General features: G+C 69.1%; 15 protein-coding genes and 1 pseudogene. 7 read left to right on the top strand and 9 right to left on the bottom strand.

Going from position 1 to position 15,565, the window contains the following annotated elements:
- Positions 1-29 precede the first annotated feature (29 nt).
- Positions 30-764, top strand: a complete 735-nt coding sequence (locus tag AC1DPN_RS17890; protein WP_477086121.1) for a strictosidine synthase — start codon at positions 30-32, stop codon at positions 762-764.
- An 81-nt stretch (positions 765-845) separates the two neighbouring features.
- Positions 846-1,667 carry an enoyl-CoA hydratase/isomerase family protein gene (locus tag AC1DPN_RS17885; RefSeq protein ID WP_477086120.1) on the top strand — a complete coding sequence of 274 codons (822 nt, stop codon included), beginning with the start codon at positions 846-848 and terminating at the stop codon, positions 1,665-1,667.
- Positions 1,668-1,782: 115 nt separating this feature from the next.
- Here the strand turns inward: AC1DPN_RS17885 and AC1DPN_RS17880 are convergent.
- From AC1DPN_RS17880 to AC1DPN_RS17870, 3 genes and pseudogenes are all read right to left on the bottom strand, one after another.
- Positions 1,783-2,269: pseudogene (locus AC1DPN_RS17880) on the bottom strand (family 1 glycosylhydrolase); the annotation flags it as partial.
- A gap of 172 nt (positions 2,270-2,441) precedes the next feature.
- Complete coding sequence (locus AC1DPN_RS17875) at positions 2,442-3,155, bottom strand: SDR family oxidoreductase (RefSeq protein WP_477086119.1); 714 nt, start codon at positions 3,153-3,155, stop codon at positions 2,442-2,444.
- A 105-nt stretch (positions 3,156-3,260) separates the two neighbouring features.
- Positions 3,261-4,340 carry an alkene reductase gene (locus AC1DPN_RS17870; RefSeq protein WP_477086118.1) on the bottom strand — a complete coding sequence of 360 codons (1,080 nt, stop codon included), beginning with the start codon at positions 4,338-4,340 and terminating at the stop codon, positions 3,261-3,263.
- A 166-nt stretch (positions 4,341-4,506) separates the two neighbouring features.
- On the opposite strand from AC1DPN_RS17870, the gene AC1DPN_RS17865 reads away from it, so the two are divergent.
- Positions 4,507-5,106 (top strand): TetR/AcrR family transcriptional regulator, encoded by a 600-nt coding sequence (locus AC1DPN_RS17865; protein ID WP_477086117.1) that lies wholly within the window; start codon positions 4,507-4,509, stop codon positions 5,104-5,106.
- Positions 5,107-5,246: 140 nt separating this feature from the next.
- Positions 5,247-5,675 carry a nuclear transport factor 2 family protein gene (locus tag AC1DPN_RS17860; RefSeq protein WP_477086116.1) on the top strand — a complete coding sequence of 143 codons (429 nt, stop codon included), beginning with the start codon at positions 5,247-5,249 and terminating at the stop codon, positions 5,673-5,675.
- Between the two features lie 238 nt (positions 5,676-5,913).
- Here AC1DPN_RS17860 and dnaB read toward each other — a convergent pair whose 3' ends face one another.
- Positions 5,914-7,293, bottom strand: a complete 1,380-nt coding sequence (gene dnaB, locus AC1DPN_RS17855; protein WP_477086115.1) for a replicative DNA helicase — start codon at positions 7,291-7,293, stop codon at positions 5,914-5,916.
- A gap of 329 nt (positions 7,294-7,622) precedes the next feature.
- Here dnaB and AC1DPN_RS17850 point away from each other — a divergent pair, with 329 nt between their 5' ends.
- Complete coding sequence (locus AC1DPN_RS17850) at positions 7,623-8,987, top strand: MATE family efflux transporter (protein WP_477086178.1); 1,365 nt, start codon at positions 7,623-7,625, stop codon at positions 8,985-8,987.
- A gap of 69 nt (positions 8,988-9,056) precedes the next feature.
- Here the strand turns inward: AC1DPN_RS17850 and rplI are convergent, their stop codons facing one another.
- The 5 genes from rplI to AC1DPN_RS17825 form a co-directional block, all read right to left on the bottom strand.
- Entirely contained in the window at positions 9,057-9,506 is a 450-nt protein-coding gene (rplI, locus tag AC1DPN_RS17845; protein ID WP_477086114.1) for a 50S ribosomal protein L9, read from the bottom strand.
- Positions 9,507-9,520: 14 nt separating this feature from the next.
- Positions 9,521-9,757, bottom strand: a complete 237-nt coding sequence (gene rpsR / locus AC1DPN_RS17840; RefSeq protein ID WP_028051084.1) for a 30S ribosomal protein S18 — start codon at positions 9,755-9,757, stop codon at positions 9,521-9,523.
- A gap of 77 nt (positions 9,758-9,834) precedes the next feature.
- A complete protein-coding gene (locus AC1DPN_RS17835) occupies positions 9,835-10,359 on the bottom strand; it encodes a single-stranded DNA-binding protein (protein ID WP_477086113.1) in 525 nt (174 codons plus the stop codon).
- A 74-nt stretch (positions 10,360-10,433) separates the two neighbouring features.
- A complete protein-coding gene (gene rpsF, locus AC1DPN_RS17830; RefSeq protein ID WP_477086112.1) occupies positions 10,434-10,727 on the bottom strand; it encodes a 30S ribosomal protein S6 in 294 nt (97 codons plus the stop codon).
- A 209-nt stretch (positions 10,728-10,936) separates the two neighbouring features.
- Positions 10,937-13,369 carry a transglycosylase domain-containing protein gene (locus AC1DPN_RS17825; RefSeq protein ID WP_477086111.1) on the bottom strand — a complete coding sequence of 811 codons (2,433 nt, stop codon included), beginning with the start codon at positions 13,367-13,369 and terminating at the stop codon, positions 10,937-10,939.
- 302 nt (positions 13,370-13,671) lie between these two features.
- Here AC1DPN_RS17825 and AC1DPN_RS17820 point away from each other — a divergent pair, with 302 nt between their 5' ends.
- The gene (locus tag AC1DPN_RS17820) at positions 13,672-14,322 is read left to right on the top strand and encodes a PadR family transcriptional regulator (protein ID WP_477086110.1); all 651 of its coding nucleotides are present in this window, start codon (positions 13,672-13,674) and stop codon (positions 14,320-14,322) included.
- Positions 14,319-15,410 carry an inositol-3-phosphate synthase gene (locus AC1DPN_RS17815; RefSeq protein WP_477086109.1) on the top strand — a complete coding sequence of 364 codons (1,092 nt, stop codon included), beginning with the start codon at positions 14,319-14,321 and terminating at the stop codon, positions 15,408-15,410. The genes AC1DPN_RS17820 and AC1DPN_RS17815 overlap by 4 nt, the downstream gene beginning before the upstream one ends.
- Positions 15,411-15,565 lie beyond the last annotated feature (155 nt).

The raw sequence follows: 15,565 nt of genomic DNA, 5'->3' as shown, positions 1-15,565 counted from the left end.
AGCACTTCACCTCCTCGATCCTGCTGTGGATGCGCACCGACATCCCCCGCCAGAACGGCATGGACCGCTGGAAAGGCCCGCACTCGGGCATCATCTCGGCCACCCCGGGACTCCTCGAGTACCGCCAGATCCACCTCGAGGAGCACAACCCCGGCCGCTGGCCGCCCACCGCGGGAGTCGAGACCGCGATCCCCGCCGAGCGCAAGGTCGACGGGATCGCCGAGGTCACCTTCGAGAACGCGCTCTCTCCACTGATGGGACGCAAGCAGACCGCACCGGCGTTCGAGGACGAGGTCAATATCTTCCGTCGCACCCTCCTGTACGCCGGCCCACCGAACTCCTCCCGCTGGTACGACATCGCCCCGGGCGAGAAGCCGGGGTCACGGGCTGTCGTCTACCTGCGGCGGCGCGCCGGGGTCGGCACGGTCGAGTTCCACCAGTTCGTCAGGAAGACCCTCGTGCCCGCCCTCATCGGCACGGGGATCCTGAAGGACCTGCGCACGCAGGTGTTCCTGCCGTGGACCGAGAAGACCTGGGACACCCCGCACGTCGCACACGACAACCCCGGCGACCAGCACCTGCACGCCTCGCTCATGCTCGGGTTCGCCGACGACGATGCCCGAGACGCCTTCTTCACCGGCGCGCACGCCGCGGGCCTCAGCGAGCTGATCGCCCCGCACGCCTCCGCGATCCACGCCTACGACGTCACCGCCGCCCTGACCTACGTCGCGGACAGCACGATCCTGCCGCACTTCGAGCAGTAGCACGGCGGGGCAAGGCCGTGCCCACCCGGTCTACCTCGCCCGTCATCAGTCCAACCCGATTTCGTCCCGAAAGGCCTGACCATGACCAGCACCATCGCCTTCGAGCGCACATCCGCCCAGGTCGCCCGCATCACGTTCGCCAACCCGCCCGTCAACCTGGTCGTCGGCGAGAGCGTGCTGCGGCTCACCGAGATCATCGACCGTCTGGCGACCGACCCCGACATCCAGGTAGTCGTCTTCGACAGCGCGACGCCGGACTTCTTCTACAACCACTTCGACCTCGCCGCCGCCGCCGACTTCCCCGCTCCTGACGACGTCGACGCCCCGTCGGCGTGGACCGAGCTGGTCATCCGGCTCACGCAAGCCCCATACGTCACGATCGCGAGCATCCGCGGTCGGACGCGCGGCGGGGGCAACGAGCTGGCGCTGGCCCTGGACCTGCGCTACGCCAGCCAGGAGAAGGCGCTCTTCGGGCAGCCCGAGGTCGGCTCCGGGCTGATCCCCGGCGGCGGCGCCGGCGAGCGCCTGCCCCGCGTCATCGGGCGGGACCGGGCTCTTGAGGCCATCCTCACCAGCGACGACTACGACGCCCGCACCGCCGAGCGGTGGGGGTGGGTCACCCGTGCCCTGCCCGACGACGAGCTCGACGGGTTCGTCGACGCTGTCGTCGGGCGGCTCTCCACGTTCGACCGCGCCTCGATCTCGGCTGCGAAGGCCCAGATCAACCGGGCCACGCTGCCGCCCGACGCCGACCTGGTCGCGGCCTACCGCGAGTTCGAGCACTCCCTGACCCTGCCGGGCTTCCTCGTCCGGGCGGCCGGCGCCCAGGCTGCGGCCGAGCAGGCTGGTCTGGACTTCGAGTACCGGCTCGGGGAGCACATCGGCCTCGCGAACCAGCGCTGAGCCCGCACCGACCACGCTTCCGACGATGCGCAGGAACGCGGCCTGCGCGCGACCGGCAGCCTGAGCCGTCCGCGCGCCCTCGCTGACCGACGCCGTCCCAGAGCCGCACGCGGTTGGTGTTGTAGTAGTTGACTCCCAGCACGTCGATCGGCTGATGGATGCGCGCGAGGTCACCGTCGAGAACGAACGACCAGTCGGTGACCTGGCTGGTGGTCTTGACGAGCCGACGCGAGTACGAGCCCTCGAGCATCGGGCCCAGGAAGGCGTCGTTCGCGAGCGACTCGACCTTGTCGCGCGCCCTCTGTCCCGTGGGGCCGTCGGGCCGGAAGACATGCAGGTTGTGCGTCACGGAGTAGCGTGCGTCCGCGCTGACGACGGACCGCAGTGCCTGCAGGCCCAGGCCGTGGGCCAGGTTCAGGTGGTGCACGGCCCGGAGGGGCTCCTCGCGCCCCTGCAACCCGGGCATGCACCCCCGAGCCGTAACCCAGGTAGGCAGAGCACCAGGGCCCGTTGAGCGTCGTCCCGGTGTCGACGCGGTCACCGAGGCGCGCCCCGACGACGGCCGCGTAGTCGGCGAAGGCGTGCGCAGTGTCTCTCTCGAGCCAACCGCCTAGCGTATCGGCCGGACCCGCGACGAACCGCGCGTTCGTCGGGCATGACGCAGCGCGCTCCGTCGCCCGCGGCGTCGAACGGGGCCCGCGGCGTGTCGTGCCAGACGGAGCGGTGGTGCCGCGCGGCGCTCGAACGTCCGAGCCGCACCACCACCCCGGTCGGTCAGGGCTTCGAGGTGTTCAGCTGGGGGTAGAGCACCTCGATGGGGGCGCTGAGCCCGGCCTTGAGCTGCACGGACGTCTCGTCGGCGAGCACCTCGTACTCCCCCGCCTCCACGGCGTCGAACACGATGCGCACGAGATCGGCCGGGTCCACCTTGGGCCCGGTCGCACTAGCGGCCATGGCCGTGTCGACATAGCCGACATGGACCCCCACGACGTGCACGCCCGCGGGGGCGAGCTCGAGGCGCAGCGAGTTGGTCGCCGACCACAGGGCAGCCTTGGTGGCGCTGTAGATCCCAGCGGCCGCCCACCAGCTCAGCGCAGAGTGGATGTCGATGAGCACCGACTCCCGCTTCGCGGACAGGACTGGTGCAAACGCGCGGGCCACGAACAGCGGGCCCAGGAAGTTGGTCTCGACGTTGGCGCGGATCTCCTCGTCGGTGTGGGTGAGGATGCCCGCCGTGGCGACCGAGGCACCCGCGTTGTTGATCAGCACCGTCACGTCCGGTGCGGCCTCGACGGCCGCCTGGATCGAGGCATGGTTGGTGACGTCCAGGGTCAGGGGCACGATGCGCTCGTCGTCCCAGGCTCGGGGGTTGCGGGCGCTCGCGTACACCTTCTTCGCTCCGCGGGCGAGGGCGTCGTGGACGAACTGGGTGCCGATCCCGCCGTTGGCTCCGGTGATCAGGACGACTGCTCCGTCAAGAGTGGGCATCTTCGTGTTCCTTCTGTTCGTGCGTATGGTGCGCACCGGTCTGTGCGCACCGACTCGGTCGATGAGGCCCGCCCGCCGGGGCGACGGGGCGAGCACGCGCGCAGATCAGGCGCGCACGCGGGTCGGGTAGTCGGTGTAGCCGGCCGCATCGCCTCCGTACAGCGTGGTCGGGTCGACCTCGTTCAGCGGGGCGCTGGTGCGCAGCCGCTCGACGATGTCGGGGTTGGCCAACGCGAACCGGCCCAGCGGGGCGATGTCGGCCAGTCCGGCGTCGATGTCGTCGGCGATCTGCTCGCGGGTGCGCCCGTAGCGGACGACGAGCACCGCCGTGGGCCACCCCTCCCGGAACGAGCGCAGCAGCTCGTCGTCACCGACGTGATGCACGTGCAGGTAAGCCAGGTTCAGCGGGGCGAGCTCACCCACGAGGTGTCGGTACTGCGCCCGGACGCTCGCGGTGTCGCCCTCGTCGATCCCGCCGAGAGGCATCGCCGGCGAGATGCGGATGCCGGTGCGATCCGCGCCGATCTCTTCGGCCACGGCCCGGGCAACCTCGACGAGGAACCGGGACCGGTTCTCCACCGAGCCGCCGTAGGCGTCGGTGCGATGGTTGGCGTTCGGGGAAAGGAACTGGTGCGGCAGGTACCCGTTCGCCCCGTGGATCTCCACGCCGTCGGCGCCCGCGGCGATGGCGAAGACCGCGGCCCGGCGGAAGTCGTCGATGGTCGCATGGATGTCGCTCTCGGTCAGTGCACGCGGCACCGGGGTCTTCTGCGGCCCGGACGCGGTGAACATGTCCTGGTCGGCGGAGATCGCCGAGGGTGCAACAGGCTGACGGTGGTGCGGGGTGTTGTCCGGGTGCGAGACCCGCCCGACGTGCATGAGCTGGATGAACAGGGCGCCACCACGGGCGTGCACCGCGTCCGCGACCTCGCGCCAACCCTCGACGTGCGCCGGGGTGTGGATCCCGGGGGTGTTGGCGTAGCCCTGGCCGTCCTCCGAGGGCTGGGCACCCTCGGTGATGATCAGACCGAGCGAAGCACGCTGCCCGTAGTACGTCGCCGCATGCGGGCCTGGTGAGCCGTCCGGGTTCGCTCGGCTGCGGGTCATCGGCGCCAGTGCCAGCCGGTGCCTGAGCTCCACCCGGCCGAGCGTGAACGGCTGCCAGAGAGAAGAGGACGTGGTCATGGGTCGGGCGGTCCTTCCGTCGATCGTCACGCCACCGCTGTCTCCGAGGGGGCGCAGGTGCTCCGCCCGGACGTGGAAGAATGAACAAAGGCACATTCGAGCCCACGCGCTAGTGACTATGCTCGTAACTGAGTCGAGTCAGGATTCATTCCCGGGAGGACACCCCATGTCAGTCGCCCCCTCGGTTGGTCGGCGCGAGCGGAACAAGCAGGCCAAGCTCGAACGCATCGTCGCCGCCGCAAGCGAGCTGTTCGCCGCGCACGGCGTCGAGGAGGTCACGACCCAGCAGATCGCCGACAGAGCTGACATCGGCGCCGGGACGCTGTTCCTCTACGCCAAGACCAAGGGGGAGCTCCTCCTGCTGGTCCAGAACGCCCACTACGCCGACGCCCTCGAGCGTGGCATCGCGGACGCCGAGCCCCTCGCCGATGTGGTGGACGCCGTCATGGCGGTAGTGCGCCCGATCGTGATGTGCAACCGCGTGCAGATCGACAACGGGCGGACCTACCTGCGCGAGATGGTCTTCGGGGACCCCGAAGAGCCCCGCCATCGCGAGGCGCTGGCCATCGTCGAGCGGACCGAGGAGGCGATCGCCGCCGTGCTGCGCCGGGACGAGCGCGTCGCAGGATACCAGGCAGCGACCTTGGCCCGGGTCGTGTCCGCGGTCATGTTCCTTGCCATGGCGGCGAGCGTGAACACCGGACTGAGCGTCGAGGAGATCACGCAGGACATCCGGACCCAGGTGGGCGCCCTGCTCAGGCGCTGACACACGCCTACCGCGAGAGCCGCGCGCCCTGCTCGGGCGCTGAGCGAGGCGACCGAGAGCCTGTACATCGAGGCTTACCCGAGCTCCGGGATGCTGATCGCTGCCCAGCTCGAACCCAAGGTGGCCAAGGGGGAGATGACATGGGGCTGACCGACGCACCCGACCCCACCACCTCGACCGCGCCCCGCGACGTCGTGCGCCGCCAGTACCTCGCATCCGCCGCCGGCGACCTGGTCGCACTGCGAGCGACGCTCGCCCCCGACGTCGAGTGGACCGAGATGGCCGGCTTCCCTCTGGCTCGCACCTATCGCACCCCGGAGGGCGTCACCTCAAACGTCATGGAGGTTCTCGGTGGGGACTGGGACGGCTGGACCGCGCATGACGACACCTACGTCGTCGACGGTGAGAACGTGGTCGTCTTGGCCCGGTACACCGCCGCGCACCGCACCACGCGCAAGCCTCTGGACGTTCGGGTCGCCCACCACTTCGTCGTCCGAGGAGGCCAAATAGTGCGCTCCGAGCAGTTCGTCGACACCGCCAAGGTCGCCGAGGCCGCCCGACCGGACTAGATGTACTGGCCGAAACCGGTGTTGACGTGACGAGAGACCTCCGTGGATCGGGGCCTCGACAGGCTCCGCTTCGACCCCGGAGGTCTTCTCGCGTCGTGGAACGTCGATCGCCGATCGGGCGCCTACGGGGCCAACGTCATCCACGGATGGCCGACACCACAGCTTCTGCCGGACGGCACAGCGGCCCCACACTCACGGGCTGGAATCCACAACACCTGGCCGGAACTTACAGCGGTCGTCAGGCCTGCATGTCTACGAAGCGTGAGTAGTGGCCCTGGAACGCGACGACGAGCGTGTCGGTCGGGCCGTTTCGGTGCTTGGCGACGATGACGTCTGCCTCGCCCGCGCGCGGGGACTCCTTCTCGTAGGCGTCCTCGCGGTGCAGCAGGATGACGATGTCGGCGTCCTGCTCGATCGAGCCCGACTCACGCAGGTCGCTCATCTGCGGGCGCTTGTCGGTGCGCTGCTCGGCGCCACGGTTCAGCTGGCTGATCGCGATGACCGGGACCTCGAGCTCCTTGGCCAGCAGCTTGAGGGCACGGGAGAACTCCGAGACCTCCTGCTGGCGGGACTCGACGCGCTTGCCGGACGACATGAGCTGCAGGTAGTCGATGACGACGAGCTTGAGGTCGTGGCGCTGCTTGAGTCGACGGCACTTGGCGCGGATCTCCATCAGCGACATGTTCGGCGAGTCGTCGATGAACAGCGGGGCCTCGGAGATCTTGCCCATGGTCGCCGCGATCTTGGCCCAGTCGTCCTCGCCCATCTGGCCGTTGCGCAGCTTCTGCAGGTGGACGCGTGCCTCGGCCGACAGCAGACGCATGGTGATCTCGTTGCGGCTCATCTCGAGCGAGAACACGACCGACGTCATGTTGTGCTTGATCGACGCCGACCGGGCGATGTCGATCCCCATCGTCGACTTGCCGATGGCTGGGCGGGCGGCCAGGACGATCATCTGTCCGGGGTGCAGGCCGTTGGTGAGTCTGTCGAGGTCCGAGAAGCCCGTCGGCACGCCGATCATGCCCTCGCCGCGGTGGCCGGCTGCCTCGATCTCGTCGACCGCGCCGCCGATGATGTCGCCCAGGATCAGGTAGTCCTCGGACGAACGTCGCTCGGTGACGGCGTAGACCTCGGCCTGGGCGTTGTTCACGATCTCGTCGACGTCACCGCCGTCGGTGCCGTAGCCGAGCTGCACGATGCGCGTGCCGGCCTCGACGAGCTTGCGGAGCACCGAGCGCTCGCGAACGATGCGCGCGTAGTAGCCGGCGTTCGCGGCGGTCGGGACCGACGAGATGAGGGTGTGGAGGTACGGCGCGCCGCCGATGCGGCCGATCTCGCCGCGCTTGGTCAGCTCGTCGGCGACCGTGATGGCGTCCGCCGGCTCGCCGCGGCCGTACAGGTCGAGGATCGCGTCGTAGACCACCTCGTGGGCCGGGCGGTAGAAGTCGGTGCCGCGGATCTGCTCGACGACGTCGGCGATGGCGTCCTTCGAGATCATCATGCCGCCCAGCACCGAGCGCTCAGCATCGAGGTCCTGGGGCGGGGTGCGGTCGTAGCCGCCACCTCCGGAACGGCTGCCGGACGGCGCGCCGTACCCCTCGAGCTCTTCGATCGTCATCGCTTCCCCATCGTCATCGTTCGAACATATGTACTCTGGGGGTCTGACATCCTCGCCGGGCGAGGGCCGCTCCACCTACGTCACGCCGAGACCGCACCTGGCAACCTAGGGCCCATGTCGCGGCTGTCCAAGTCGGAGAAATCGGGCTGTGGGCGGCGGTCACGTCCTCTGTGGGGCGCGGGTCAGGATCTGTGGACAGGGCCCCGCGACCTGTCGACGTCCTGTGGATAACCTTGGCGAGTTGCCCACAGACCGTGGACAGGCATGTGGACGACGAAGAAGTTTCACCCGCGTTTCGGCCTTCGACCGGCGCAAACGCTCAGAAGTTCCTGTGGATCGACGAAGGGTTGGCCGGGATTTCATCTGTCGGACACACACCACCGGGCGTGGACAGGCAGATACTGGCCCTCGCCGTCCCGGCGCTCGGCGCACTGGTCGCCGAGCCGCTGTTCGTCCTCGTCGACTCGGCGGTCGTGGGACACCTCGGCACCGCTCCCCTCGCCGGTCTCGCGCTCGCCTCGACCATCCTGATCACGGTCATCGGCCTGTGCGTCTTCCTTGCCTACGCCACGACCGCGGCCGTCGCACGACGCCTCGGCACGGGTGACCGGTCGGGCGCGCTCCAGCTCGGCGTCGACGGCATGTGGCTCGCGCTCGGCCTGGGAATCCTGCTGGCCGCAGCCACGTGGCTCACGGCACCGTGGCTCGTGGGCGCGCTCGGGGCTACCGGCGAGGTGGCGGAGCAGGCGGTCATCTACCTGCGCTGGTCCTCCCCGGGCTTGCCCGGGATGCTCCTGGTCCTCGCCTCGACCGGTGCGCTGCGCGGCCTCCTCGACACCCGCACCCCGCTCGTCGTCGCAAGCCTCGGCGCCGTCGGCAACGCCGTGCTCAACGTCGTCCTCGTCTACGGCGTGGGCATGGGCATCGCGGGCTCGGGCCTGGGGACCGCGATCACGCAGGTCGCGATGGGCGTGGCGCTGAGCGTCGTGGTCGTGCGCGGAGCTCGCCTCGTCGGCGCCTCCCTGCGACCGGCGGCCGGCGGCATCCTGGCCAACGCACGCGCGGGTCTCCCGCTGTTCGTCCGCACGTTGTCGCTGCGGGTGGCCATCCTGCTCACCGTCGTGGTCGCGACGAGCCTCGGACCTGTCCCTCTCGCCGGGCACCAGATCGTGAGTGCGGTCTGGGGCCTCGCGGCCTTCGCGCTCGACGCGCTGGCCATCGCCGCCCAGGCGCTCGTCGGCCACGGTCTCGGCGCCTCCGACGTGCCGCTGGTGCGCGCGCTGCTCCGCCGCACGCTGCTGTGGGGCGTTGGCGCCGGGGCTGTGCTCGGGCTCGTGCTCGGCGGCCTCGCGTGGGCGTACGTCCCGCTGTTCACCTCGGACGACGCCGTCCAGCACGCCGCCGTCGTGGCCCTCGTCGTCGCCGGGATCACGATGCCGATGGCTGGGTGGACGTTCGTGCTCGACGGCGTCCTCATCGGCGCTGGGGACGGTCGCTTCCTCGCCTGGGCCGGCATCGGCACCCTGCTCGTCTACGTGCCCTTCGCCCTTGCCGTCCGGCATGCGTCCCCGTCGGGCGCGGCAGCAGGGCTGGCGTGGCTGTGGGCCGCGTTCGCCGGCGTCTTCATGCTCGCCCGAGCGGTCACCACGGGTCTGCGGGCGCGCGGCACGCACTGGATGGTCACCGGCGCCTGACCCGCGGCGCACCGCAGACAGAGGCGCCCCGCTCCTCGAGAGGAACGGGGCGCCGCTGGTGGGGCTAGGTCAGGCTGCGACGACCTTGACGGTCACCGTCGCCGAGACGTCTGCGTGCAGACGGACCGACACCTGGTACTCGCCGAGGGCCTTGATCGGCTGACCGATCTCGACCTTCCGCTTGTCGATCTGGGGCGCGCCCGACTTCTTGACCGCGTCAGCGATCTCGGCGGTCGTGACGGCACCGAACAGACGGCCCGCCTCGCCGGCCTTGGCCGACACGACGACCGGCTTGCTCTGCAGCGAGTCGCGGATCGCCTTGGCGTCGTCGAGCGTCGCGATCTCGCGGGCCTTGCGGGCCTTGCGGATCGCGGTGACGTCCTTCTCGGCGCCCTTGGTCCAGGCCGTCGCAAGGTTGCGCGGGACGAGGAAGTTCCGGGCGTACCCGTCCTTCACCTCGACCACGTCGCCGGGCTCACCGAGACCGGTGACCTCGTGGGTCAGGATGATCTTCGCCATGATGGTCTCCTCTCTCAGCGTGCCGACGACGAGTACGGCAGGAGTGCCATCTCGCGGGCGTTCTTGACGGCGCGCGCGATCGCACGCTGCTCCTGGACGGACACACCGGTCACCCGGCGAGCGCGGATCTTCCCGCGGTCGGAGATGAACTTGCGCAGCAGCGCAGTGTCCTTGTAGTCGACGACGTCGATCTTCGCTGCCTTGAGCGGGTTCTGCTTCTTCTTTGGCTTACGGACCACGGCCTTGGCCATCGTGGTGCTCCTTGTCTGCTGGAGCCCCGGGCGTTGCCATGCCCGGGGATGGGGACGTTATGAGAGTCGAGCGCCGATCAGAACGGAGGCTCGTCGGAGTAGCCGGCGCCGCCGGACCCACCGGTGGGCGTGGCCCACGGGTCGTCCTGCTGGCTGCCGCCACCGCTCGAGCCGCCGCCGCCACCGTTGTAGCCGCCACCGCCGCCTCCACCGAAGCCACCGCCGCCGCCACCCGAACGCTGAGTCCGGGTGACCTTGGCCGTGGCGTAGCGCAGGGACGGGCCGACCTCGTCGACCTGGAGCTCGTACACGGTGCGCTTCTCGCCCTCACGGGTCTCATACGAGCGCTGCACGAGCCGGCCGGTCACGATGACGCGGGTGCCCTTGGTGAGTGACTCGGCGACCGACTCGGCCGCCTCCCGCCAGATGGAGCAGCGCAGGAACAGCGTGTCGCCGTCCTTCCACTCGTTGCTCTGGCGGTCGAACGTGCGGGGGGTGGACGCGACGGTGAAGTTCGCGACCGCAGCCCCCGAAGGGGTGAAGCGCAGTTCGGGATCCCCGGTCAGGTTCCCGATCACCGTGATGACGGTCTCACCGCTCATACCCAGCTCCTCGCTCGTTCGGAATCAGTCGGATGATGTGGAACCGCACGCTACGTGCGGGCACCCACAAGAGATCAGGCGTCGGCGCGCAGGACCTTGGTCCGCAGGACGACCTCGTTGAGGCCGAGCTGGCGGTCGAGCTCCTTGGCGGTCGCGGGCGTCGCGTGGAAGTCGATGACGGCATAGATGCCCTCGGACTTCTTCTGGATGTCGTACGCCAGGCGGCGACGGCCCCAGATGTCGACCTTGTCGACAGAGCCACCGTCGGTCTTGACGACCGTCAGGTACTTGTCGAGCGACGGAGCAACGGTGCGCTCCTCGATCTCGGGGTCAAGGATGATCATGAGTTCGTACTGACGCAGGCTCATACCCACCTCCTCTGGTCTCAGCGGCCACGGTCGATCCGTGGCAGGAGGGTTGTGTGCGTCGCTGAGTGTCCCGCCCGGGCGAACCCGAGCACGACATCCCGCACCTCCCACCGATGGCGGCGGTCACTGTGGGCACAGCAGCCCCCAAGGCTACCCGGCCCGGGGCACGTGCCGAAATCGGCTGTGCACAGGGCCGGGTCCTGGGGAGATCAGGGAGCCGGTTCCTTAGCGGGCGGCTCCGTCGGCGTCGGCGTGGGTGTCGGCGTCGGCTTGGGTGCGGGCGGCGCCTTCTTCGGACCCGTCGAGACGACGATCGTCACGGTCCCGTCCTGCACGATCGTGGACCCACTGCCGGGATCGACGCGGATCACCCGACCGATGGTCACGGTGTCCGACGACTCCGAGACGACGCTCGGCACGAGCCCGGCGTTCACCACGGTCGCGGTCGCGTCGGCCTCGAGCTTGCCCTCGAGGCCGTCGGGCACGGTGATCTGCTGCGGCGCCTCCTCGGTCGGGGCCGGGGGTGCGACCGTCTCCGTGGGGGCCGGCTTCGCGGTCTCCTTGGGCTTGCCCCCCACGTTCGCGCGCTCGGGGAACTCGAGCACCTCGGCGTAGGCCGGCATGTCGAAGACGGGCTTCATGTACGACGCCCACAGCATCGCCGGCCAGGAACCGCCGGTGACCTCCCTGAGCGTCCGCCCGTTCTTGGCCTGGCCCAGCGGGGTGATCGTGTCCAGCCCAGCTGTGCCGTCGGCGGGCGTCTGGCTGAGCGACACCTCGGTCACGATGTTCGGGGTGAACCCGATGAACCATGCCGACTTGTTGCCCGTCGCGGTTCCGGTCTTGCCCGCGATGGGCCGACCGAGAGGCTTGACCCAGTCCTCGCCCGAGCCGGACTCGACGACCTGCTGCATGGCGTAGGTGGTGTCGGCCATGACGTCGGGTGCGAAGACCTGCTTGTGCTCGCTCTGGTGCTCGAACGCCACGGCGCCCTTGCTGTCGGAGACGGTCCGCACGATGAACGGCGTGTCCTTGTAGCCGCCCGACGCGATCGTCGCGTACGCGCCGACCATCTCGATCGGCTTGACCAGTCCTGCGCCCAGGACGTTGCTGTTGACGAGGCCGAAGTCCTCCTGCGAGACGCCGGCGTCCGCCGCGACCTTCGCGGTCTTGTCGGCACCGACCTGCAGGTTCAGCTGGGCGTAGACCGTGTTCTGCGACTGGGCGGTCGCCTGGACGAGGTCCATCGGGGCGTGCCCGCCGTCGCTGAAGTTGTGCACCGTGTCCTTCACCGCTGCATCCCAGCCCGGGATGACCATGGGTGAGCCGGCCTTGAACTTCGTCGAGAGCGGGATGCCCTCCTGAAGGGCCGCGATGAGGGTGAACGGCTTGGCGGTCGAGCCGGCCTGGATCTTGTCGTAGGTCGCGCGGTTCTTGCCGTCGGTGAGGTAGTCGGGACCGCCGTAGAGGGCGAGGATCGCGCCGTCCTTGGGGTCGACGGAGGTCAGCGAGACGCGCACGTGCGGGTCGGGCGCCTGTCCGCGCTGGCCCTCGATGCCGCCCGCCATGAAGCCGTTGACCTGGGCGACGGCGTTGTCCTGCATCGGCTGCTTGATCGTCGTGACGATCTTGTAGCCGCCGCGGTTCAGCTCGTCGCGGTCGAGCTTGTAGGGCTCGCTGGCCAGCTCCTTGACCACCATCTCGAGGAGGTAGCCGTTGGTGCCGGCCCAGGTGTTGCTCTCGACCGGCTCGACCGTCGGCGGGAAGACCATGGCGGCACGGGCAGTACCCGTGATCCACCCCTCCTCGACCATCGAGTCGAGCACGATGTTCCACCGAGCCTCGGCCTTCGCGGGCGAGTTGGCCGGGTCCCAGTTGTTCGGCGACGGGATGATGCCAGCCAGCAGAGCGGCCTGCTCGACCGTCAGCGCGGCAGCGTCGACACCGAAGTACGACTGTGCCGCAGCCTGGATCCCGTACGAGTCGCGGCCGTAGTAGATCGAGTTCAGGTAGCGACCCATGATCTCGGGCTTGGTCTGCGTCTTGGCGATCTTGATCGCCAGCAGCGTCTCCTTGGCCTTGCCCACGTAGTCGGTCGTCGTCGAGCCCACGTAGTACCGCTCGACGTACTGCTGCGTGAGCGTCGACCCACCTTCGGTCTTGCCACCCTTGAGGTTGTTGATCAGCGCGCGGCCCATCCCGGTGATCGAGATGCCGCTGCTGCTGGTGTAGAACTGCTTGTCCTCGGCGGCAGCGGTGGCCTGACCGACGTACTTGGGCAGCGTCTCGTAGTCCACGATCGTGCGCTTCTGCGTGGAGAACGTGCCCATGACCGGGCCGGGGGTTCCGTCGTCGTTCGGAGCGAAGTAGACGGTCGTGGTCTGCGCCTCGACGTCGGCGGCCGACGCGTCCGGGACCTCCGTGAACGCATAGGCGGCGACGACGGAGCCGGCACCGAGGAAGGCGACACCCAGGAACGTCCCGACGACGACGCGCCACGACGGCAGCCAACGGTGCAGTCCGTGGAACCCGGTACGGGGGTAGTCGAAGAACTTCTTCTTCGGTCCCGTTCGGCGCTTCGACCCGCGGGGTGCACTGCGCCTGCTCCGTGCGGGCGCGGCCCTTCGGTTCGTGCTTGCCAAGGCGATGCCTTCCGTCGATCAACTGGTCACGGCGACGTGAGGCGCCCGAAATGGGCGCACCTCTGCCGACGATGCCCAGTATGGGGGACCCCGCTGGGCAGATCCTGGGACCTCGGACCCCGCTGCGGACCCTTCACACGATCGCTACGACCTGCGCGAAGACCCGCCGCAGATCGACCTGCCGCGCGTGGCGTGGGTCACCTGTCGGCCACGTGACTTGCCCTGTTCGTTCAACTCGACATACTCTCCGGATGTATCGAGTTGATACATCGAGTCCACAACAGGTTGAGGAGGTGTCCCCCGTGCGCGGTCGTTCCGACGTGCTCGAGCCGGCCATCCTCGGGCTGCTGCACGAGACGCCCATGCACGGCTACGAGCTGCGCAAGCGCCTCAACCTGGTGCTCGGATCCTTCCGGGCGCTGTCGTACGGCTCGCTGTACCCCTGCCTCAAGTCGCTCGTCGACCGCGGGTGGATCCAGGGCACCGAGTCTGTCGTCGCACCGCACACCGTGGCGTCCAAGCGCGCACGCATCGTCTACCAGCTGACCGCCGACGGCAAGGAGCATCTCCAGGAGATCCTCGCGTCGTCCGGCCCGGCCACCTGGGAGGACGAGAACTTCGACGTCCGGTTCGCGTTCTTCGCGCAGACCGACGCCGAGACCCGGCTTCGGATCCTCGAGGGTCGGCGCACGCGCCTGACCGAACGACTCGAGACGGTCCGCCAGTCCTTCGCCCGCACCCGCGAGCGCATGGACGAGTACACCCTCGAGCTCCAGCGGCACGGCCTCGAACAGGTCGAGCGTGAAGTCCGCTGGCTCGACGGGTTGATCGACAACGAGCGCGGCGTACGTCGCACCCGTCCTGCAGGCACCGGCCGTCCGGCCGTTGCTGACACCACCGCTGGTGACGACGACGTCGTACCACCGCGAACCACCGAGAAGGAGCGAGGATGACCTCCATCCGCGTCGCCATCGTCGGCGTCGGCAACTGCGCCGCGTCGCTTGTCCAGGGCGTGCACTACTACGCCGACGCAGACGCCAACAGCACCGTGCCGGGTCTCATGCACGTGCAGTTCGGCGACTACCACGTCCGCGACATCGAGTTCGTCGCCGCGTTCGACGTGGACGCGAAGAAGGTCGGCTTCGACCTCTCCGAGGCCATCGTCGCCTCCGAGAACAACACCATCAAGATCGCCGACGTCCCGCCGCTCGGCGTGACCGTGCAGCGTGGCCACACCAACGACGGTCTGGGCAAGTACTACCGCGAGACCATCGAGGAGTCGGACGCCGAGCCGGTCGACATCGTCGCCGCCCTGCGTGAGGCCCGTGTCGACGTCCTCATCTGCTACCTGCCCGTCGGGTCCGAGGTCGCCGCGAAGTACTACGCGCAGTGCGCCATCGACGCCGGCGTCGCCTTCGTCAACGCGCTGCCCGTCTTCATCGCGTCCGACCCCGAGTGGGCCGCGAAGTTCGAGGCTGCCGGTGTCCCGATCGTCGGCGACGACATCAAGTCGCAGGTCGGCGCGACCATCACGCACCGTGTCCTCGCGAAGCTCTTCGAGGACCGCGGCGTCGTGCTGGACCGCACGTACCAGCTGAACGTCGGCGGCAACATGGACTTCAAGAACATGCTCGAGCGTGAGCGCCTGGAGTCCAAGAAGCTCTCCAAGACGCAGGCCGTGACCTCCAACCTGACCGGCCCCCTGGGCGGCAAGAAGGAGGACCGCAACGTCCACATCGGCCCGTCGGACTACGTCGCCTGGCTCGACGACCGCAAGTGGGCCTACGTCCGCCTCGAGGGTCGCGCGTTCGGCGAGGTGCCCCTGAACCTCGAGTACAAGCTCGAGGTCTGGGACTCGCCCAACTCGGCCGGCATCATCATCGACGCCCTGCGCGCCGCGAAGATCGCCAAGGACCGCGGCATCGGTGGCCCGATCCTGTCCGCGTCGACGTACTTCATGAAGTCCCCGCCCGTGCAGATGGAGGACACCCTCGGTCGCCAGCAGCTCGAGGCCTTCATCGCCGGAACGAACGAGCGCTGAGCCGTAGTGCAGCGCAGGGTGAGGGCGCGCCAGCGCACTCGCCCGTAGCGGAACGAAGGCTCGGCGCGACCACAAGAACGAGCGCTGAGCCGTAGCGGAACGAAGGCTCGGCGCGACCACCAAGAACGAGCGCTGAGCTTCTAGCACCTCGATTC

It is taken from the genome of Cellulomonas sp. P4_H4 (assembly GCF_056400865.1).
Note: the sequence above shows the minus strand (reverse complement) of the source record. Positions and strands in the feature narration are given on the sequence as shown.

Excerpts from the sequence above, each read along its gene's own strand:
- AC1DPN_RS17890 (WP_477086121.1), top strand. The coding sequence starts at position 30 with ATGCGCACCGACATCCCCCGCCAGAACGGCATGGACCGCTGGAAAGGC.
- AC1DPN_RS17885 (WP_477086120.1), top strand. The coding sequence starts at position 846 with ATGACCAGCACCATCGCCTTCGAGCGCACATCCGCCCAGGTCGCCCGC.
- AC1DPN_RS17875 (WP_477086119.1), bottom strand. The coding sequence starts at position 3,155 with ATGCCCACTCTTGACGGAGCAGTCGTCCTGATCACCGGAGCCAACGGC.
- AC1DPN_RS17870 (WP_477086118.1), bottom strand. The coding sequence starts at position 4,340 with ATGACCACGTCCTCTTCTCTCTGGCAGCCGTTCACGCTCGGCCGGGTG.
- AC1DPN_RS17865 (WP_477086117.1), top strand. The coding sequence starts at position 4,507 with ATGTCAGTCGCCCCCTCGGTTGGTCGGCGCGAGCGGAACAAGCAGGCC.
- AC1DPN_RS17860 (WP_477086116.1), top strand. The coding sequence starts at position 5,247 with ATGGGGCTGACCGACGCACCCGACCCCACCACCTCGACCGCGCCCCGC.
- dnaB (WP_477086115.1), bottom strand. The coding sequence starts at position 7,293 with ATGACGATCGAAGAGCTCGAGGGGTACGGCGCGCCGTCCGGCAGCCGT.
- rplI (WP_477086114.1), bottom strand. The coding sequence starts at position 9,506 with ATGGCGAAGATCATCCTGACCCACGAGGTCACCGGTCTCGGTGAGCCC.
- rpsR (WP_028051084.1), bottom strand. The coding sequence starts at position 9,757 with ATGGCCAAGGCCGTGGTCCGTAAGCCAAAGAAGAAGCAGAACCCGCTC.
- AC1DPN_RS17835 (WP_477086113.1), bottom strand. The coding sequence starts at position 10,359 with ATGAGCGGTGAGACCGTCATCACGGTGATCGGGAACCTGACCGGGGAT.
- rpsF (WP_477086112.1), bottom strand. The coding sequence starts at position 10,727 with ATGAGCCTGCGTCAGTACGAACTCATGATCATCCTTGACCCCGAGATC.
- AC1DPN_RS17815 (WP_477086109.1), top strand. The coding sequence starts at position 14,319 with ATGACCTCCATCCGCGTCGCCATCGTCGGCGTCGGCAACTGCGCCGCG.